Here is an 18,352-nt window from a genome sequence, read left to right as displayed (position 1 = left end):
AGTGTGTCAAGAACGTGAGACAGTCCGCTGACCAGTGAGCCGCTCCCACGCGGTCATCGGCGCTACCCCATGGTTCGTGGTATGGGGTCGACGCCGGTTGTACCACCCTTCGATGTAGCGCACGATCCAGCTGCGCGCCGCCTGTCTGGTGGCAAAGACCCCCACCTCAGCGGCCAAGTCACTTTTCAGGGTCGCAAAGAACGATTCGGCTACCGCATTGTCCCAGCACACACCGGTGCGTCCCATCGACTGGGTCACCGCCAATTCGGCACACAGGTCCTGAAACGCCTGGCTGGTGTACTGGCTCCCCCGGTCGCTGTGAAAGATGGCGCCGTCGTGGAGGTGCCCATGCTGATGCGCCATCTGCAGGGCCGCGGTGACCAGCTCGCTCTGCTGCCTCGGACGCACCGCCCAGCCAATCACTGCTCGGGTCGCCAGGTCGATGACCACTGCCAGATAGAGCCACCCTTCCCGGGTCGGCAGGTTGGTGATATCGCCCACGGTCTTGGTTCCGGGCTGGTCACTCTGGAAGGAGCGCCGCTGGGTGGCATCCAGACAGTGATTGCCGATGTGAGCGGTGCGCACGGCCGGATCGCGCGTGGTGGTGCGTTTCCACGCCTGTTTGCGCCGGGCCATCAACCGCTGTTCGGCCATGATGGTGTGCACCGTCCCGGCCGAACACACGATCCCGTCGTCGGCCAGCAATTGCCGGATCGGACGCCGACCAGCGCGTTGTCCGCTTTCAGCAAACTTGGTCACGATCGCCTGGGTCAACGCGGCATGCCGCTGGCTGCGCAGGGATGGGGGCGAGGTGGATCGCGTTGTCCAGCGGTAATAACTGGCCCGCGATAGTCCCAAGACCCGACACATCATCGTCACCGGATAGGCAGACGCCTCCTTCGCCACCAGGGCATACCACGCCGTTACGGTCGGGTTTTGCTGGCGAAGAAGGCCGATACTTTTCCCAGGAACTCGTTCTCGCGCTCCAGTTCGGCAATCCGTTGCAGCGCCGCCCGATGGACCGCCGGATCGACCGGACCGGCAGCCGCCAGCTCCGCCGCGGCGGTTTGTTTGCGTTCGGCATTGACCCACATCGAGAGCGTCTGGCCCGGGATCCCCAACTCCCGGGCCACCGCGGTGACGGAATGGTCCAGCGCCACCAAGGCAAGCGCCTCCTGCTTGAACTCTGGCGAATACCGGCGACATATCCTGGCCATCGACATGTCCTTTCGCGTCAGGTCGATTGCGTTCAGATCGGTGTCTCATTTTCATGGTACACACCAGAACCAGCCATCGACAACCGACAACTGGCTACTGACTACTGACTACTGACTACTGACTACTGACTACTGAACTCTATTCTCCAGTGTGCCGAGTTTGTCGATCTTTGCGACGACGACATCGCCGGACTTGAGATAGGTCTCGGTGGCTGCGCCGACGCCTCCCGGGGTTCCCATGCAGATGAGATCGCCGGGACGCAGGGTGACGAAACGCGACAGGAACGCCACGGCTTCGGGAATCGAGAAGATCATCTCGCCTGCGTCGGAATGCTGGCGAAGCTCGCCGTTGACGGTGAGCGCCATTTCGAGCGTGCTCGGGTCGCCGGCTTCGTCCTTGGTCACCAGGTAGGGTCCGATGGCGGCAAACGAATCGCACCACTTGCCGAGCAGCCAGTCGAACCAGAGGTCTCCCGCGCGCTCGGTGCGCCCTTCGGCGATCTTGAGCGAGCGAGCCGAGACGTCGTTGAAGACGGTGTACCCGGCGACGTAGTTGTTGGCATCGGCAACGGGAATGTGACGCCCCTCGGCGCCGATCACAGCAGCGATCTCGATCTCGTAGTCGAGTGTTTCCGAATCGGGCGGGATCAGGATCGGGTCGCCGGTGCCGATGATGGCCGTAGTCGGCTTGATGAAGGGACGCGGATTGATCTTGTTTTTCTCGACCGCAGAACCACCGCCTTCGATGATGTGCGATTGGTAGTTGCCGGCCAGCAGAAAGATGGTCGGCGGGTTCTGGATCGCGGCCTCGAGCGTTACGTCGCTCTCGGCAATGGTGGGAATCGAACCGACTGCGGCGGCATCTGCGACATCGCCAGCGGTCGTCATTCCCGGCATGCCCATGGCGAGGATCTCGACCACGTTCGACGGCAGTGACGCGCCGATGGCCACGGCGCCGTCGGCAAGATCGGCGATCTTCCCGTCGACCGAGACACCCGCGCGGATCTCCCCGCCGTTTCTGGAATAGCTAACGAATTTCACTGACTCCTCCCTCGGTGTGTATTACGACTAATCGACAGTGACACGTGTTCCGGTGCGCGCGGATTCGTAGGCGGCGTCGATGACGCCGAGCGCGGCGATAAGGGCGTCGCCGTTCGCCAGAGGTTGCCGGTTCTCGTCGATCGAGGCGAGCAGATCGCGAATGACCGCCGGTGCCATGCTGCCATAGCCGGGCATCGCGGCTGTGCTGTACGAGAGCGTCTCTTCCCGTACAGGATCGTCACGATTGCCCGCGCCGAACCAGCTCACCGAACCGTCGAAGTTCACCGTCAACGATCCGTGCTCGCCGCGGATGGCGAAGTAGCCGGCCGACATCGTGCGCGGCAGAACGAACGCGCAATGCATGGCGCCGATGGCGCCCGATTCGTAGCGAAACGCGAGCGACACTACGTCTTCGACATCGATACCGGCATCGTTCACTTGCCCAGCGAGCGCCTGGACCTCGACGATGCGCTCGCCGGTCATCCAGAGCAGCTGGTCGATCTCGTGCACACCGAGCCAGATCAGGATGCCCCCACCCTGCAGCTCATGGGAGAAGAGATGATTTGCCGGATCGCGCACGAATGGCGACGACGTGTTGAAGACCGATTCGGTGGAAAGCAGCCGCCCGGGACGGCCCTCCCGGCACATCTGATGGGCATACTGCCAGCCGCGCCCATAGCGACGCAGCAATCCGGTGGCGACTTTGACCTTGTTCGCATCGGCCACGCCGAATGCACGCTTCGCGGCCCGCCGTGTCGCGGCGCCCGGTTTGTCGACCAGCATATGCACACCGGCATTCGCCAGGGTCTCGATGGCAGCGGGCATGTCACGGTTGGGAAGCGTCACCAGCGCAATTTCCGGCTCGAAACGCTCGACGAGCGTGTCCAAATCATCGACGAACGGGGTGGCGCGGTGCCGCTCGTGCAGAGACGGCGCGAGATGCGGATCGTGATAGCGGGGCGCCAACCCCTCCCACAGCAACCGGTCGGGCTCGTAGATCGCAACGATCTCGAGATCGTCCGGGAAGAGCTCGAGGCTCTCGACCCAGCCCGTCGTGTGGTAGTGGTCGAGTCCGACGACCGCGACGCGACGCCTTGTCACCCTACGCCTCCCATTCGAAAACCGCGCCAACCATGGACCGATCCCCTTGCGCGAATCGTTCCAGCACGGCTGCGGCCTCGTCCGGTTGGAACCGGTGCGTGACGAGCTTGTTCAGGTCGATCTTGCCACGTCCCGCCTGTTCGAGGAGATAGCGGAAATTGCCCTCCCGGTCGAAGGTGAACGGCGAATCGGGAAGCGTCTCTTCCGGATCGTAGCCACAACCGACGACCTCGATCTTCTTGTAGTGGAGTTTGCTGGGGAAGGCATAGAGCATCTTGTGCAGCTTGAGCGCGTACTCCGCAGTTGGCGTGCGCCGGTAGATACCCATGAGCGCGATGCGGGAATACTCGCGGCAGATCGCGAACGCTTGCTCGAAACCGGGCCAAACGCCGCTCGTCTCCATCACAAGGTCGACACCGCGCGCGCCAGCTGCGTGCTCGATTTCTTCCGCAGCAGTTTCGGTTCCGCCCTGCACCACGGCGGTCAAGCCGAGTGTTCTGCCAAACGCGACTCGCTCGGGAGACACATCGATGCCGATAACGCGGGCCCCCATCATGTCCGCCACCAGCGCTGTCGAGGCGCCGACGAGACCGAGGCCGACGACTGCCACCGTCGCTCCAGCCTCGTAACGTCCCAGGTGAAGGCAACTCACCGCCCAACCGGCCAAGTACGACGCGCTTGCGGCTTCCGACGAGACGCCATCCGGGATGCAGTGCGCTTTGCGTGCCGGAGCAACCGCATATTCCTGGTGCCCCATGCCATTGACCGCAACGCGGTCGCCGACTGCCAAACCCTCGACTCCATCTCCGAGCCTGGTGATGACGCCCGCGCCCATGTACATGCATTCCTGCGGGATCGGATCGCCAGTTCCAGAGTATGAGCCCGTCTGATAGATGTAGACGTTGCTGCCTGGGCTGATGGCCGTGTGCGTGACCTTCAGTTGCACCTCGCCGGGCCCTGGTTCAGGAATGGCTTCCTCCAGGCACCCGATCGTTCCTGGAGCGGTGACGTAGTAGTGCTTCATCGACGAGTTGACTTCCTTACCAGGCGAGCGCGTAGCCATCGCGTCGAGGGTCGCCGCCACCGCAATAGGCGCCGGTATCCGGGTCGATCATGATGCCCTGGCCTCCTCCGACGAGCGGCGACCAATCACCCAGCGGCTCGAGAACGTGGCCCAATACGGTCAAGCCGTCGCGCACTGCTTCCGGGATGCGTGTCTCGATCTGTAGTCGAGTGCCAATCGTGGCTTTGATGCGTGGCGCCTCGATCGCGGCCTGTATCGAATACCCATGGTCGATCACATTGCTGATCATCTGCGGCGTTGTCTGCAGAATACCGAACGACCCAGGCGTGCCGATGACCATGAAGAGCTTGTCGTCACGGAAGATGACTGCCGGAGCCATGCACATCTCGATGTTCCGATTTGGACCGATCACGTTGGGGCTGTCCGGATCGAAATCGAACCAGTAGCCAAAGTTGTTGAGCATCAGACCCGTTTCACCGGCCATGACCCCGCTTCCGAAGCCATCGCCAAGTGATTGGGTGACGGCAACCGCGTTGCCCTCGGCGTCGACCACATCGAAATGCGTCGTGCATTCCTTTAGCACCTGTCTCGGATCGCCCGGTTCGATGGAGCCGGCCGGACGCTTCCCTCCATAGCGTTCACCCTCGACGCTGGCGGCCGATCTGGCGTCGACCAGCGCGCGCCGTTCGGACGTGTACGCATCGGAGAGCAGAACGTCGAGATCGATGGCGGGATTGGTCGTGTAGGCGATGCGGTCGGCGACTGCCACCTTGAAGACCTCGGCCAGGGTGTGCAGGGTCTCGAGCGAGTTCTGCCCCATTTCTGCAAGGTCGATGGCCTCGAGCATCTTGAACGCCTGGAGATACTGCCAACCGCTGCAGTGGGGCGGCGGACAGGTGATGGAATAGCCGCGGTAGTCGACGCCAATCGGCTCCTTCCACGCCGGCTCGTAGTTGGCGAGGTCAGCTGTATCGATGATGCCACCCTGGGCCTGAATCGACTCGACGATCTCTTTCGCCAGAGCGCCACGGTAGAACGATTCCTTGCCCTCGCGCGCGACCCGCGCGTATGTGGCCGCCAGTTTGGGCTGACGGATGATCTCTCCGGCGAACGGCGGGCGGCCATCTGGCATGAAAACCGCCCTGGTCATCTCGGTCAAGTTGCCTGCCCGGTAGACCATGTCGTAGAAGTAGGCGTTCTTGACTGTCAGCGGTACGCCCTGGGTCGCATAGCCGATCGCTGGTGCGAAGAGCGTATCGAGGGGAAGCGAACCGTACTCCGCATGCGCCGTCAGCCAGCCCGCGGCGGCGCTTGGGATCAACGGGGACTTGGGGCCATGGTTCTTTTCGTTCTCGGTTTCGAACGCCGACAGCGACGCATTTCGTGAGGCAGGCCCAACGTAATCGAGCACACGCAAACGTCGTTCCCTGGCGGAATAGACGAGCATGTACCCGCTGCCGCCGATACCGGACATGTACGGTTCGACCACATTCAGCGCGGCCGCGGTGGCAAGTGCCGCATCGACCGCGTTACCGCCGGATTTCAGAATCTCCATTCCGGCAAGTGAGGCCAGCGGGTGCGCAGAAGCGACTGCGCCTCTGGTTCCCATTGCCACCGGACGATGCGCCACTCCCCTGTTCGGCCACGCCATGCGAAAGCTGCTCCCCGTTGAAATCACTGTTCGCGTTGCCCGGCATTTTGTCACAGTCGGACAGCATCCGCTCGGGGTCTATCGCGGTTGTCAGACATCTTGCTGGGAGCGATAGAATCGTTCCATCTCTGAGCGCGCGGAAGGGACTCACCATGACCGATATCGATCGCTATCTGGCTTCACTCGAAGAACCCCGGCGAATGAGGATCCGGCACTACATGGACGTCATCGAGACGGCGGCTCCTGGACTTCCGATTCGCCTCTGGGAGTACTCGGGCGGTGTCATTGGCTATGGGCACTACCACTACCGCTATGCGTCCGGACGCACAGGCGAATTCTTCATGATCGGAGTCAGTAGCCGAAAGCGGTATGTCGCGATCTATACCAACGCTGCCAGTGGGCAGGGATATCTGGCGGAGACATTCGAGGACCGTCTGGCGGGATGCAAGATCGGCAAGAGTTGTATCGAGGCGCCGGACAAGACTGTGATCGCGGATGACGTGCTGGTCGACCTGGTCACGCAATCGGTCGCGTACTTTCGGACGGAGTTCGAGAAGCCAAAGACACCAAACTCGTTGCAGCTCTGGGAGTAGCGCGCTGGCGGAAAGGAATTGCTCTCGGAAATGAAGCGATCGCGAGGATATAGTCTAGACAGATGTCTATACCTATCCCAACAACAATCAGCCGCTCCGCGGCACCCAGACAGAAAACATCCTCGCCTTCCAATGGCGCATCTGGTCAGGGGTGGGCCGCATTGCCCGCGTATGGGCTGAGACAAACGGCATCTGCTCTGGGTCGAAACCCCGCCAACTCGAGGAGCCGCACCGACGCGCAGATCGGGAGGCCAACCACGTTGCTGTAGCACCCAACGATCCCTTCCACCATAGTTGCGGCTTCGCCCTGAATGGCATATCCGCCAGCCTTGTCGAGCGGCTCACCGGTGGCGACATATGCCTCGATTTCATCGTCGCCCAGATCCCGGATGCGCACCTCGCTGCGCACAACCTCGTCCCACGACTCGCCGGTCAGCGGATCGAGGACCACGACCGCGGTGTAGACCTCGTGCGATCGCCCACGCAGCCGGCGGAACATATGCGCCGCGTCCCCGGCGTCGCGCGGTTTCCCCAAGATGTCGCCGTCAAGCACCACATCGGTATCCGCCGCCAGGATCAGGCAGCTGCCTGCGCCTTGCGCCACGGCATCGGCCTTGGCGCGAGCGATGGCGAGCACATTTTCAGCAGGCGTCAGTGAGGTGTCGATCAGTTCTTCCGCACCGCTGACCATGACCTCGAACCGTTCGACAACTTGCCCGAGCAGTTCGAGCCTGCGCGGCGATCCAGAAGCAAGCACCAGGCAACGGGCGGATTCGGGCATCGTTCCCCTCTTTCCATGTACGATTCGCGCAACCGGCCGACAGTCGAATCGGGAGTTACGATCCGGACGCCATGCACCGAGATTTCTATACCGTTATCCCCGCAGGGGGCGCGGGCACACGCCTGTGGCCGCTTAGCCGCGCCGCACGCCCGAAGTTCTTGCTCCCGCTGATTGGCGACAAGTCGCTGCTGCAGCTTACCGCCGAGCGGGTCGCGCCATTTTCGCCGCCAGATCGCATCTTCACCGTTTCCGGTTCAGCGCACCTGGCTGCAATCGCCCGGCAGCTTCCGGACATTCCCGAATCGAATCTGCTCGTCGAACCGGGAATGCGCGGCACTGGCAATGCCATCGCGCTGGCAGCGCTGCTGATCGCCCAACGCGACCCGCACGCGGTGATGGGAAGCTTCGCCGCGGATCACAAGATCGCGAATACGGACGAGTTCCATCGAGCGCTGGCGACCGCGATCCGTTCGGCAGAAGCCGGATACTTGACCACGATCGGAATCGAGCCGAGTCATCCCGAAACGGGATATGGCTACATCGAGCGCACGGACGACCTGGCCCTGCCGGGCGGGTACTTCGCGCGGCGCTTCGTCGAGAAGCCCGATCTGGAAACCGCGCAACGTTTCCTGGACTCTGGCCGCTATCTATGGAACGCCAGCATGTTCGTCTGGCGAATCGATGTCTTTCTGCGCGAGTTCGAGCGGGCGCAACCAGATCTCCTCCGCGCGCTGCAGCGGATAGCGGCATGCTGGGGAGACCCAGAACGGGCAGACGAGATCGAGCGCGCATGGCTCGACCTGCCAGTGACCACCATCGATCACGGTCTGATGGAGCATGTGGACGAGTTCGTCGTGGTCCCGGTGGACATGGGCTGGTCAGATATTGGCGACTGGAACGGATTCGCCGAATTGCTGGCCACCGACGAGGACGAGAACTGCTTCCACGGGAGTGTCGTCGCGAGCGGCGTCCGGGAGTGTATCGTCTGGTCGCAACGCGACCGGCCGGTGGCGCTCGTGGGGGTAAGCAATCTGGCGGTGATCGATTTGGAAGACACGCTCATGATCGTCGACCGGGCCAGTGCCCAGGATGTGCGTGCGATCGTGTCCAAAATGGAGCGGGAACGTCCCGACCTGACATGACAACGGCGACCACCGATCCCATCCCTGTCGGTATCGACGAAATCGAAGCAGCCCGCGCGCTCCTCTTCGACGGACCGGGCGGCCCGATTGCAACGCGCACGCCGCTCATCCTCTCGGACCCGTTGAGCAACCAGCTGGGATGCCGTGTCTGGCTCAAGTTGGAGAACCTGCAAAAAACGGGGTCGTACAAGATCCGCGGCGCGTACAACAACATCGCCAACCTGACTCCGGAACAAGCAAGCGCAGGCATCGTGACCGCCTCGGCAGGAAATCACGCGCAGGGTGTGGCGCTGGCGGCGGCACTGTTTGGCATCGCCGACCAAACATCGGTTTTTGTGCCTGTCGGCACCCCCAAGGTGAAACAGGACAACACGCGAGCGTATGGCGTCGATGTGCGTGAGGTTGGCGAGAACTTCGACCTGGCGCGCAAGTACGCCTATGAGGAAGCAGCGGAAAGCGGCCGCGTGTTCATCGAGCCGTTCGACGACTGGCGGACGATTGCCGGCCAGGGCACGATTGGTCTGGAGATGCTCGACGATCTCCCGCAGGCACGCGCGATCGTCGCACCGGTTGGCGGAGGCGGCCTCATTGCGGGTATAGCCCTGGCAGTTGCCGGACGACACGCCAACACCACGGTGATCGGCGTCGAGGCCGAAGGCGCGGCCAGCCTGGTTTGGGCACTCGATCACGGCTCGCCAGAAGCGATGCCAACCCCGCCGCGCACGCAGATTGCCGATGGCATCAAGGTCAGCCAGATCGGCGATCGGCCGTTTCTGGTCGCCAGCAGACTGATCGGCCGTGACCATGTCATGACCGTGCCGGATACGGAGATCGTGGCGGCAATAGCCGATCTGATGGTCTATGCCAAGATCATCGCCGAGGGTGCTGGCGCGACCGCGCTTGCGGGACTGCGCGATATTCAGCAAGGCCGTGTGCCCTCGATTCCCCCGTTCGGCAAGGACGCCGACGTGATCGTGCTGGTGTCGGGCGGGAATATCGATCCGAGCTTCTCATGGCGCATTCTTTATGAGCAGTCGGTGCCCAACTTGCTGGTCATTCGCGTGGCGATGCCGGATAGGCCCGGCGAACTGCTCCGCATGCTGTTGCCAATCGCCCACCTGAACGTCAACATCATCGACGTGGACGTCAACCGGCTGGACGCCCGGCCCCGCATGGGCGAGCGGATCGTGGAGCTGTGCGTGGCGATCTCCGCGCAATCTCAGGCGGACAACATGCTCAGCGCGTTGCGATCCAAGGGATACAACGTGCTGGTCAGCCGCTGGCAAGACCCACGCATCGACCGCGGTGGCAATCTCTCCCGCTCGATCTTGACAGCGGATCGCGGATTCGATGCTGCATCCGAGGAGATGACGAATGTCTGAGAAGCAATCCGACGATCGGCGCGAGTTCGACGATCCGATCGCCTACCGCGATCTGAGCGATCAACTGCCCAACGAGGCCCTGCGAGAAGAACTGGAGCGCATGACTCCCGAAGAACGGGAGGCGTACCTGAACTACCTCGAAGAGCTGGCCAAGGAGTATCTGGGCCCCGGTGGTCCCTGACCCGGCCCAGTGTCCAGCGACAACGCACTGGACACTCGACCCTGGACGCTGGACGACCGCCTAATACGCGTCCTGCTTGTTCGGATCGATCCCCAGCTGGGCCATCTCGGCGGCAATCCCGTTGAGGATGAATCCGGCATCGGAGCCAACGGTCAGGAACTGGAATCCACGCGCGGCCAGCGCGAGCGCTTCGGTGGGACCGGATGTCGCATAGCCGGCGAACTTGCCGGTGTTCTTGCAGGCCTGCAGCGTTCTCTCCACCGCTTCCGCATGCACCTCACTGGCGAACCGATCACGCGGGTGGATGCCGTATGAGAGCGCCAGATCGGACGGCCCGATCCAGCAACCATCGACACCTGGCGTCGAGAGAATTGCCTCGGCGTTTTCTACCGCGGTCTTGGTCTCGATCTGCACCGCCAGAAAAACCTCGCGGTCGATTTCATCGGTGTAGTTGGCGCCGTATCGCGCCGCTCGCCCCCAGCCCCAGGAGCGCGTGCCGATCGGCGGAAAGCGGCAGGCATCCGCGGCCCTTTTGGCATCGGCGGCGCTGTTCACCATGGGAACCACGATGCCGACACACCCTTCGTCCAGGAAGCGGCCGATCCAGGTGAAATCGTTGACTGGAACGCGGGCAACCGCATCGGCCGGGTAACCGCCGATCGCCAGAAGGCAATCGATCACGCGGTCCATCCCGAACGAACCATGTTGCCCGTCGAGAAAGACGAAATCGATCCCCGAGGCGGCCAGCGTCTCGGTGGCAATTGGCGATCCGATGCCGGACGCGAATCCATAAACGGGCTTGCCGGCCTTGATCTTCGCGAGTGTCCTGTTCTTCATGTTCCCTCCCTTGGCTCAGGCCGCGGTGGCCCAAAGCGATTCAGAACGTCCGAGGCGCCGTGCGTCGGACAGCAGTTGCTTCTCGCGGACGTCGTCGCTATCGCCTATACCCCGATTGCTGAACGATTGCATGCTGCAAGCTGCCGTTGCTTCAGACGTGCCAACCGCATGGAACAGCGCCGCTATCAGATTGCGCAACAGGTCCGGGTCGAGCGTCGGCATCGAGGAGTTTCGTCCGTTCTGGTAAGACGTCTGATGAACGACTGGCCGATTGTAGATGGTTCTCGCATCCACCGCTGGCGGCTATCCGATCACGCGCTCACGATGAAGAACGTGGAGTCCCGCGCGTGCTAACTCGCGAGCGCATAGATCGACTCGGCCAGTCCAAAGCGCTTCGCCTCGGACACCAACGCGTTCCAGGTGGTGTCGTCGACCATGCACCCTTCGGCTTCACGCCGTGCCTGCTCGCGCACCTCGAGATCGCCGGGCATCAGGACCTCTGAAAAACCTTCCGCCGGCGTGGCGCCGCGCACGCGCTCGGCTTCTTCGGTCACGACGTCACGGAAGAGGTCGAGCGGACCGAAGCGCGCGGGATCGATGGCGATGACGACGGGACCGTTGCCTCCTCGATGCGTTTTCAACCGGTCCTGAGTCATCCCCGCCAGGCCACGGCCGAGCAGCTGCGCCAGGATGCTGAATCCGGAGCCCTTGTGACCGCCGAACGCCATCAGCGCGCCTCCGTCGTAGAAGTCATTCGGATCGAGCGAAGGCGCGCCATCTTTGTTGACGATCACACCTGGAGGAACAGGGACACCCTTGTTGCGCGCCACCCGCACCTTGCCTTCGGCGATTTGGGCGGTGGCAATGTCGAGCGCGAACGGCTGATCCTCGTCAGTTCCTGGAACAGCCCAGGCGATCGGGTTGGTGCCCATCACACGGGTGCGCGCGCCATAGGGCGCAACTGCTGGTCCCGCGTTCGCCATCGCGATACCGATCATCCCGTCTCGGGCAATGGTTTCCACATAGGGCGCGACCCGCCCGACATGGAAACAGCGATCGACCGTTCCGATGGCAATTCCGTACTCCCGTGCCAGGCGTATCGTCTCGTTCACCGCGAGGTGAAACGCGGGCTGTCCCCATCCCCATTTGCCATCGACCTTGAGGGTCGCCCCATCGATGGAGACCACTTCCGCCTCGGCCTTCGGGTCGAGCGCGCCGCTTTCGACGACTTCGATGTACTGGAGGATACGAATGACGCCATGGGAATCGTGGCCGGTCAGGTTGGCGGCCACAAGCGAGTTCGCAATGAACGCCGATGTCTCGGCCGGTGTGCCGACTGCCTCGAACAAGCCGGTCATCAGCCCGCGAAGCTGGTCGGCGCTGCAAATTGGCATGGAACAATCGACTCCGATCGTGCTTTTCGCCCTACTCCGTTGTTGCCGGATTGTAGAGGTCCGCACGAACGATCGCCGCCAGGCATCGAGGGAACCGGTGAGCGGTGTCGCTTGCTATCAGTGACAGAGGACTGGGCGTCTACCCCTCGTACCCGCGCACCACACCCTGGAGCAACTGGCCCGACTCGGCCATGACATAGCGGAGACCGTCCAGATAGAGCAGAACATCCAGCAGCTCCTGTCCCTGGAAATGCTCGACCGCATCGGCAAGCTCGCCGCATTCACGCAGCGCGGCGACCAGGTTCTGCCGAGCCTGAGCGCCGCGTTGGAATTCGTTCCGATCGAGATCGCTCACAGGGCCATCTCCGTCGCGAGTGGTGGACGGGTCCAGTTCGCGCCGAATTGATTGGCAAGCACGGCTTCGATCGCCATACCGATCTGGCAGAGACGCGCTTCGTCATACGGGCGTCCCGCGATCTGCAGGCCGACCGGCAAGCCATTCCCATCGAACCCGCACGGAATCGAGAGCACCGGCTGTCCGGTGATATTGAAGGGCATCGTCATGCGCGTGTACGCCAGGGTGACATGCTCGCGCGCCGTTCCGGGATAGTCGGCAAAGAGGTCGTCGGCTGGCAATGCCGTGGCAGGTGTCGCAGGAGAAACCAGCACGTCGACTCCGTGATCGAGATAGACCTGCTCGATACTGGCGCGCACCACCGTGCGCGCTTGTTGCGCGCGCACCAATGCGCCAGCCGGAATCAGCGACGACGCCTTCACGCGCTCCATGAGCGTCGGACCATAGCTACCCGGGTTCTTCTTGACCCCTTCGCGGTGCACAACCTCGGTCTCGACCCGGTTGATGATGAACCCGGCGGCCCGCGCCGCGCGGGCATCGTCCCACGGCGCATCGACCACCTGAGCGCCGCCAGCCGCAAGCAAGCCGATGGCCTGCCGTACTGCCTCGTAGACACCCGGTTGCAGTTGCTCGAAGAAATGCGGATGCGACACGCCGACGCGTATCTCGGAAAGCGCCAATGGCATGAGCGGCGCCGATTGCTCGATGCCGGCCAGCGCGCAGTACATCGTGTAGGCGTCTTCGGTTGTTCTGGTCAGCGGCCCGACCGTATCCAGGGCCCAGGAAAGCGGAAAGACGCCCCTGGTGCTGAGAACGCCATAGGTCGGCTTCAGACCGACCGCGCCACAAACCGAAGCGGGAATACGGATGCTCCCGCCGGTGTCGGAACCCATCGCAGCCGTGGCCGATCCCACCGAAACCGCTGCCGCCGATCCGCCAGACGATCCCCCCGGAATGCGGGTTGGGTCCCATGGGTTGCGCGCCGGAGGGCTGACGACCCCAGCCGCGAATTCCTGCGTGACCGTCTTGCCGATGACGATGCCGCCGGCGCGCCGCAGCATCTCGACCGAGGCCGAATCCTCTGTGGCGGCTTTGACGCGGGCGCGTGACTTCGAGTTGCACTTGGTTGGCAACCCAGCCACGTCGAAAATGTCCTTGATGGCCAGGGGAATGCCATGGAGCGGACCTGCGAACACCCCGCCACGGGCCGAAGCATCTTGCCGCTCCGCGATGGAGCGCGCCGTATCGCCGGTAAGCGTCACATAGGCGTGCAACAACGGTTCGGTGCGCTCAGCGCGGGTGAGATTGGCTTCGACCAGTTCCGCCGCTGTGAGGGCGCCGCTGCGAAGCGCGGACTGCGCCTGCGCGATCGTGAGATCGGCAGGGTCGCCATCGAGCCAGGTCATGAACGAACCTCGTTTACGCGCGGCCATGCCGGGTCATAGATCGAAGCGGGGACGACGCCATCGAGATCGAGCGCGTCGATATCGGCGATGAAGCCGATCAGCTCGTCGACGCTTCGCTCGAGCGATTCTTCCTCGGGCAGAATCTCCACTCCGAAGATCGCCGCGTACCCGACCAGGGTCGGCCGTTTCGATTCGCTGTGTTCCATTCGATCCCCCATGCACGTTGTCGAGACGCGATATTGTCGCATTCGTCCAAGATCTGTCGCGACAAGTCGCTTGTCAGCACTGATGACAACGGTCAAACCAAGGTTCTTGTCAATCTGTCCAAATGCGAGCTGCCGCCTATGTACCGAGCGCACAGACAACACGTGAATGGGCCTTCGTTCGAAAAAGCCGTCCGAATCACATTCACGGCCACCATCGACATCACTCCCGGGTTCCGGGCTATCAAGAGCGGGTTTGGCCGGTGTATTCCGCCAATGCGAGCAGTTTTTCCAACCTCATCCGAGCGCCATTCGGCACGAGTGCGATTTTCGATCCTTGAAAACTATTGACAGTGCGCAAATGCGCCCATATGATCGAACTACAACAGTATCCGAGCGCTCGGAAAATTCAACGGTGTCGTGATCTGTTTCGCTGGTGAGCAGATCGGCTTTGGGCTAGATGCCCAAATTCACGAATGGAGCGAACGGCATGAGTTCATCCCAGAAAGAAAGTGATCTAGCTGGCCTACCCCATCGTCTCTCCCTCCACCGTAGGCGTCTCTTGCAGATGGCCGCGGCATCCGGACTCGCAGTAGCCGGTTCCGGACTCCTCTCCATCGAGCACTCATCCGCCCAGGACGCGGCGGCCGGCGGTGAGATCATCGTCGGGCTCAACCTCGAACCCGACAACCTCGATCCTGCCGTAACCCCGTTTGCAGTTTCCCACTGGGTCATGATGAACATCTATGACACGCTCGTCTGGCGTGGCGTCGATGGTCAGTTCTATCCCGGCCTCGCGGAATCCTGGGAGGCTTCGGAGGATGGCACCGTCTACACCTTCAAGCTCAAAGAGGGTGTGATGTTCCATGACGGCACTCCGTTCAATGCCGAGGCCGTGAAGTTCTCGCTCGATCATGTCGTTGACCCGGAGACCCACTCTGGATTCGCGTCGAGTCTGCTCGGTCCCTATGACCGCACCGAAGTGATCGACGATCTGACCGCGGAGGTCCATTTCACGGCTCCGTATGCTCCCTTGCTCGACAGTCTCAGCCAGGCGTTCCTGGGGATCGTCTCACCGACTGCCGTGCAGGCGGATCGAGAAGCCTTCCTGCGGAACCCGGTCGGGACTGGATTCATGAAGTTCAGCGAGTGGGCCCAGCAGGATCACATCACGCTGACCCGCAACGAGGACTACAACTGGGGTTCGCCCTTGTTCGAGCACACTGGACCGGCTCATCTCGAGAAGGTGACCTTCAGGTTCTACCAGGACAGCCCGACCCGACTTGCGGCGCTCGAGGCTGGGGATGTCAACCTGATCCAGTCTCCGCTCTACAACGAGATGCAGCGGTTGGCCGACAGTGACGAGCTGGATGTCAACCAGGTGATGAACCCCGGTCTTCCGGTGGTGCTGTTCCTCAATACAGCGCTCGCACCGACAGACGACCTGGCGGTTCGGAAAGCAATCAATCTCGCGCTCGACCGGGAGTTGATTGTCATGACGGGCATGTTTGGCGTAACGGAGCCGGCTTACGGTCCCCTCTGGAAATCGACTCCGTACTACTCAGCGGCCGTCGAGTCGCTCTATCCGTTCGACCCTGAGCTCGCCAAGCAGACGCTCGAAGACGCTGGTTGGATCGAGGGCGGCGACGGCATCCGCGAGAAGGATGGCCAACGCCTGAGCTTCTCCCTCACGGCGACGGACTTCACCTCACCGTTCGATGAACTCTCACAGTCGCTTTGGAAAGATGTTGGGATCGAAGTCGATCTTCAGCAAATGGATGTCGCAGCTTCGTATGAGGCCATCACGAACGGCACGGTCAATTCAGCCCCTCAGGCCTGGGTGAGCAGTGATCCGGTCGTTCTCACGAATCTGTTCCATAGCAGCAACATCGACGGGGGCTTTGCCTGGAGCAAGTTCTCCGATCCGCACCTCGACGAGCTCCTCGAGGCCGGCGAGCGGACGATCGACGACGAAGAGCGCGGCGCGATCTACGCCGAGATTCAGCAGATCGTCATGGACAATGCACTGCTTGTTCCGTACTACGGCAATCCTGAAGCGTCGACCGCGTTCGAGTCGAGCTATCAGGGCATCAAGCAGGACTTCCGCAACTATCTCTGGCTCTATGACACGTCTCTAGCCTCGTCGAACTAACCACGCTCAGGGCACCATTGTGGCAACTCGTTTTGCTCTCCAGCGTATCGCCACGATGGTGCCCGTGCTGTTCATCGTCTCTGTAGCCGTCTTCATGATGGTTCACCTGACCCCTGGCGACCCCGTCCAAATGATGATGGGCCGCTCGGGCGCCTCTGCTGAGGAGATGGATCAGGTACGAGAACAGCTTGGGCTGAACGACCCGCTGCCAGTCCAATATGTGCACTTCCTGAGTGATCTCGCGACGGGACAGGCACGCTCGATCCGCACACAGCAACCCGTCGTGCAGGAGTTCCTCGATCTCTTCCCCAATACGCTCGAACTCGCGATCGTGGCGCTCGTCGTTGCGACCGTCGTCGGATTCATCCTCGGAATCCTCTCGGCAACGCATCAGAACACCTGGCTCGACAGTTTGGCAATGGGAATCAGCCTGTTGGGAATCTCCGTGCCCAACTTTTGGCTCGCCCTGGTACTGGTTTATGTCTTCGCCATTTCGCTCGATTGGCTCCCGGCGACGGGATCAAAGGGTCTCGAGTCACTCATTCTTCCAGCGGCCGTATTGGCGGTCGAACAAGTCGCGCTCATCGCTCGACTCGTGCGAGCGAACATGCTCGATGCGATACAAGACGAATATGTGCGGACCGCCCGCGCGAAAGGCCTCAGCGAACGCGCCGTCCTGATCGGCCATGCGCTCCGAAATGCACTTCTGCCCACAATCACGTTGCTCGGACTGAACTTCGGCTATCTGCTCGGCGGCGCAGTCGTCGTCGAAACCGTCTTCGCACGCCCAGGCATTGGACGCCTCATCGTCGAAGGAATTCTCAGCAAGGATTTTCCTCTTGTTCAGGGGGCCATCCTCTTGACGGCAGTGGTCTACCTTCTCGTCAACTTGATCACGGACATTTCGTACGGATTCCTCGATCCAAGAGTTCGCTACTAATCGGGACGCCATCTTTCACGTGAGCAACGCACGAACTGAACCGGCCACCACTGTTACATCGAGTGTGTCTTCTGGTCCCGCTGATGAACGTTCCTCGACACTCTCCGACACCAAGGGTGATCCAGGTCGCAGAGCAATCGGTCGCCTGATTCGCCACAGGAGCGCGCTTGTCGGACTCGGGATCATGCTGATCCTGGCCCTGACCGCGCTGTTCGCGCCAATCATTGCGCCATACGACCCAGTGGCGATCTCGCGCGATGTTCTGCAGCCTCCGTCCAGAAGCCACCTCATGGGAACCGACAATCTCGGTCGTGACATCTTCAGCCGGGTGGTCTATGGGTCACGCGTCTCGTTGCAAATGGGGTTCGTTGCGGTGGCAATCGCCGCCACACTCGGAACCCTGATTGGCATGCTTGCCGGGACCTATGGCGGCGCAGTCGACAGCGTGCTCATGCGAATGATCGATGCCCTGATGGCTCTGCCCGGCATTCTGTTGGCTCTCACGGTTGCCGCGATGCTCGGTCCCGGACTGAGAAATGCCATGATCGCCGTCGGCGTCGCATGGATCCCAAGTTTCGCTCGCATCGTTCGGGCGACGGTTCTTCAGATACGTGAGATGCCGTACATCGAAGCGGCGCGCTGTTTGGGCTGCGGCGACCTGCGGCTCATCGTTCGGCACGTGCTGCCAAACTCGCTCACTCCGGTGCTCGTGCTTGCAAGCCTGGGAGTCGCCAGCGCGATTCTGGTCGGAGCGGCGTTGAGCTTCCTGGGAGTTGGAGCGCAACCTCCCACCGCCGAATGGGGAATCATGCTCAGCGACGGGCGGCAGTTCATGCGCAGCGCATGGTGGATCATGGCGTTTCCCGGAATGGCAATCATGATAACGGTGCTCGCAGCCAATCTGGTTGGCGACGGGCTGCGAGACGCGTTGAATCCCAGAATTCGTCTATAG

General features: G+C 62.0%; 20 protein-coding genes. 7 read left to right on the top strand and 13 right to left on the bottom strand.

Annotated elements, in window-relative coordinates:
• Positions 1-6 precede the first annotated feature (6 nt).
• The 6 genes from R2855_17335 to ggt all read right to left on the bottom strand — a co-directional run bounded on the left by R2855_17335 (position 7) and on the right by ggt (position 6,034).
• Positions 7-906, bottom strand: a complete 900-nt coding sequence (locus R2855_17335; GenBank protein ID MEZ4532761.1) for an IS3 family transposase — start codon at positions 904-906, stop codon at positions 7-9.
• 17 nt (positions 907-923) lie between these two features.
• Entirely contained in the window at positions 924-1,217 is a 294-nt protein-coding gene (locus R2855_17330; GenBank protein MEZ4532760.1) for a transposase, read from the bottom strand.
• Positions 1,218-1,346: 129 nt separating this feature from the next.
• Positions 1,347-2,258: a fumarylacetoacetate hydrolase family protein gene (locus tag R2855_17325; protein ID MEZ4532759.1), complete on the bottom strand. Its 912-nt coding sequence runs from the start codon at positions 2,256-2,258 to the stop codon at positions 1,347-1,349.
• 27 nt (positions 2,259-2,285) lie between these two features.
• The gene (locus R2855_17320) at positions 2,286-3,359 is read right to left on the bottom strand and encodes a Gfo/Idh/MocA family oxidoreductase (GenBank protein MEZ4532758.1); all 1,074 of its coding nucleotides are present in this window, start codon (positions 3,357-3,359) and stop codon (positions 2,286-2,288) included.
• Position 3,360: 1 nt separating this feature from the next.
• Positions 3,361-4,383 (bottom strand): zinc-binding dehydrogenase, encoded by a 1,023-nt coding sequence (locus tag R2855_17315; protein MEZ4532757.1) that lies wholly within the window; start codon positions 4,381-4,383, stop codon positions 3,361-3,363.
• Positions 4,384-4,399: 16 nt separating this feature from the next.
• A complete protein-coding gene (gene ggt, locus R2855_17310) occupies positions 4,400-6,034 on the bottom strand; it encodes a gamma-glutamyltransferase (GenBank protein MEZ4532756.1) in 1,635 nt (544 codons plus the stop codon).
• A 152-nt stretch (positions 6,035-6,186) separates the two neighbouring features.
• Between ggt and R2855_17305 the strand changes: the two genes are divergently transcribed.
• Positions 6,187-6,627: a DUF1801 domain-containing protein gene (locus R2855_17305; protein ID MEZ4532755.1), complete on the top strand. Its 441-nt coding sequence runs from the start codon at positions 6,187-6,189 to the stop codon at positions 6,625-6,627.
• A gap of 145 nt (positions 6,628-6,772) precedes the next feature.
• Here the strand turns inward: R2855_17305 and R2855_17300 are convergent, their stop codons facing one another.
• Positions 6,773-7,408: a Maf family protein gene (locus tag R2855_17300; GenBank protein ID MEZ4532754.1), complete on the bottom strand. Its 636-nt coding sequence runs from the start codon at positions 7,406-7,408 to the stop codon at positions 6,773-6,775.
• A 71-nt stretch (positions 7,409-7,479) separates the two neighbouring features.
• On the opposite strand from R2855_17300, the gene R2855_17295 reads away from it, so the two are divergent.
• The 3 genes from R2855_17295 to R2855_17285 are packed head-to-tail and all read left to right on the top strand — an operon-like array spanning position 7,480 to position 10,113.
• Positions 7,480-8,550: a sugar phosphate nucleotidyltransferase gene (locus R2855_17295; protein ID MEZ4532753.1), complete on the top strand. Its 1,071-nt coding sequence runs from the start codon at positions 7,480-7,482 to the stop codon at positions 8,548-8,550.
• The gene (locus tag R2855_17290) at positions 8,547-9,932 is read left to right on the top strand and encodes a pyridoxal-phosphate dependent enzyme (protein MEZ4532752.1); all 1,386 of its coding nucleotides are present in this window, start codon (positions 8,547-8,549) and stop codon (positions 9,930-9,932) included. Before R2855_17295 ends, R2855_17290 begins: the two co-directional genes overlap by 4 nt.
• On the top strand, positions 9,925-10,113 hold the full coding sequence (locus R2855_17285) for a hypothetical protein (GenBank protein MEZ4532751.1): 189 nt from the start codon (positions 9,925-9,927) through the stop codon (positions 10,111-10,113). Before R2855_17290 ends, R2855_17285 begins: the two co-directional genes overlap by 8 nt.
• Positions 10,114-10,173: 60 nt before the next feature.
• Here the strand turns inward: R2855_17285 and R2855_17280 are convergent, their stop codons facing one another.
• The 6 genes from R2855_17280 to R2855_17255 form a co-directional block, all read right to left on the bottom strand.
• A complete protein-coding gene (locus R2855_17280; protein ID MEZ4532750.1) occupies positions 10,174-10,950 on the bottom strand; it encodes an aldolase/citrate lyase family protein in 777 nt (258 codons plus the stop codon).
• A 15-nt stretch (positions 10,951-10,965) separates the two neighbouring features.
• Positions 10,966-11,172, bottom strand: a complete 207-nt coding sequence (locus R2855_17275) for a hypothetical protein (GenBank protein ID MEZ4532749.1) — start codon at positions 11,170-11,172, stop codon at positions 10,966-10,968.
• 128 nt (positions 11,173-11,300) lie between these two features.
• Entirely contained in the window at positions 11,301-12,344 is a 1,044-nt protein-coding gene (locus R2855_17270) for an Ldh family oxidoreductase (protein ID MEZ4532748.1), read from the bottom strand.
• A 139-nt stretch (positions 12,345-12,483) separates the two neighbouring features.
• The gene (locus R2855_17265) at positions 12,484-12,699 is read right to left on the bottom strand and encodes a hypothetical protein (protein MEZ4532747.1); all 216 of its coding nucleotides are present in this window, start codon (positions 12,697-12,699) and stop codon (positions 12,484-12,486) included.
• Positions 12,696-14,105, bottom strand: coding sequence for an amidase (locus R2855_17260; GenBank protein ID MEZ4532746.1), 1,410 nt, complete (start codon positions 14,103-14,105; stop codon positions 12,696-12,698). The genes R2855_17265 and R2855_17260 overlap by 4 nt, the downstream gene beginning before the upstream one ends.
• Entirely contained in the window at positions 14,102-14,311 is a 210-nt protein-coding gene (locus R2855_17255; GenBank protein ID MEZ4532745.1) for a hypothetical protein, read from the bottom strand. Before R2855_17255 ends, R2855_17260 begins: the two co-directional genes overlap by 4 nt.
• 565 nt (positions 14,312-14,876) lie before the next feature.
• Between R2855_17255 and R2855_17250 the strand changes: the two genes are divergently transcribed.
• From R2855_17250 to R2855_17240, 3 genes are read left to right on the top strand one after another with little or no spacing between them, the layout of a single operon-like run.
• Positions 14,877-16,460: an ABC transporter substrate-binding protein gene (locus R2855_17250; GenBank protein MEZ4532744.1), complete on the top strand. Its 1,584-nt coding sequence runs from the start codon at positions 14,877-14,879 to the stop codon at positions 16,458-16,460.
• Positions 16,461-16,479: 19 nt separating this feature from the next.
• Positions 16,480-17,400 (top strand): ABC transporter permease, encoded by a 921-nt coding sequence (locus R2855_17245; protein ID MEZ4532743.1) that lies wholly within the window; start codon positions 16,480-16,482, stop codon positions 17,398-17,400.
• Positions 17,401-17,419: 19 nt separating this feature from the next.
• On the top strand, positions 17,420-18,352 hold the full coding sequence (locus R2855_17240; protein ID MEZ4532742.1) for an ABC transporter permease: 933 nt from the start codon (positions 17,420-17,422) through the stop codon (positions 18,350-18,352).

This window comes from Thermomicrobiales bacterium, assembly GCA_041390825.1.
Taxonomy (GTDB): domain Bacteria; phylum Chloroflexota; class Chloroflexia; order Thermomicrobiales; family UBA6265; genus JAMLHN01.
This window is presented reverse-complemented; position numbering and strand designations above follow the sequence as displayed.

Bases quoted from the DNA above. Each gene is read 5' to 3' on its own strand.
- R2855_17275 (MEZ4532749.1), bottom strand. From the start codon at position 11,172: ATGCCGACGCTCGACCCGGACCTGTTGCGCAATCTGATAGCGGCGCTG.
- R2855_17255 (MEZ4532745.1), bottom strand. From the start codon at position 14,311: ATGGAACACAGCGAATCGAAACGGCCGACCCTGGTCGGGTACGCGGCG.
- R2855_17285 (MEZ4532751.1), top strand. From the start codon at position 9,925: ATGTCTGAGAAGCAATCCGACGATCGGCGCGAGTTCGACGATCCGATC.
- R2855_17305 (MEZ4532755.1), top strand. From the start codon at position 6,187: ATGACCGATATCGATCGCTATCTGGCTTCACTCGAAGAACCCCGGCGA.
- R2855_17330 (MEZ4532760.1), bottom strand. From the start codon at position 1,217: ATGGCCAGGATATGTCGCCGGTATTCGCCAGAGTTCAAGCAGGAGGCG.
- R2855_17270 (MEZ4532748.1), bottom strand. From the start codon at position 12,344: ATGCCAATTTGCAGCGCCGACCAGCTTCGCGGGCTGATGACCGGCTTG.
- R2855_17295 (MEZ4532753.1), top strand. From the start codon at position 7,480: ATGCACCGAGATTTCTATACCGTTATCCCCGCAGGGGGCGCGGGCACA.
- R2855_17250 (MEZ4532744.1), top strand. From the start codon at position 14,877: ATGGCCGCGGCATCCGGACTCGCAGTAGCCGGTTCCGGACTCCTCTCC.
- R2855_17315 (MEZ4532757.1), bottom strand. From the start codon at position 4,383: ATGAAGCACTACTACGTCACCGCTCCAGGAACGATCGGGTGCCTGGAG.
- R2855_17290 (MEZ4532752.1), top strand. From the start codon at position 8,547: ATGACAACGGCGACCACCGATCCCATCCCTGTCGGTATCGACGAAATC.
- R2855_17280 (MEZ4532750.1), bottom strand. From the start codon at position 10,950: ATGAAGAACAGGACACTCGCGAAGATCAAGGCCGGCAAGCCCGTTTAT.
- ggt (MEZ4532756.1), bottom strand. From the start codon at position 6,034: ATGGCGTGGCCGAACAGGGGAGTGGCGCATCGTCCGGTGGCAATGGGA.
- R2855_17260 (MEZ4532746.1), bottom strand. From the start codon at position 14,105: ATGACCTGGCTCGATGGCGACCCTGCCGATCTCACGATCGCGCAGGCG.
- R2855_17300 (MEZ4532754.1), bottom strand. From the start codon at position 7,408: ATGCCCGAATCCGCCCGTTGCCTGGTGCTTGCTTCTGGATCGCCGCGC.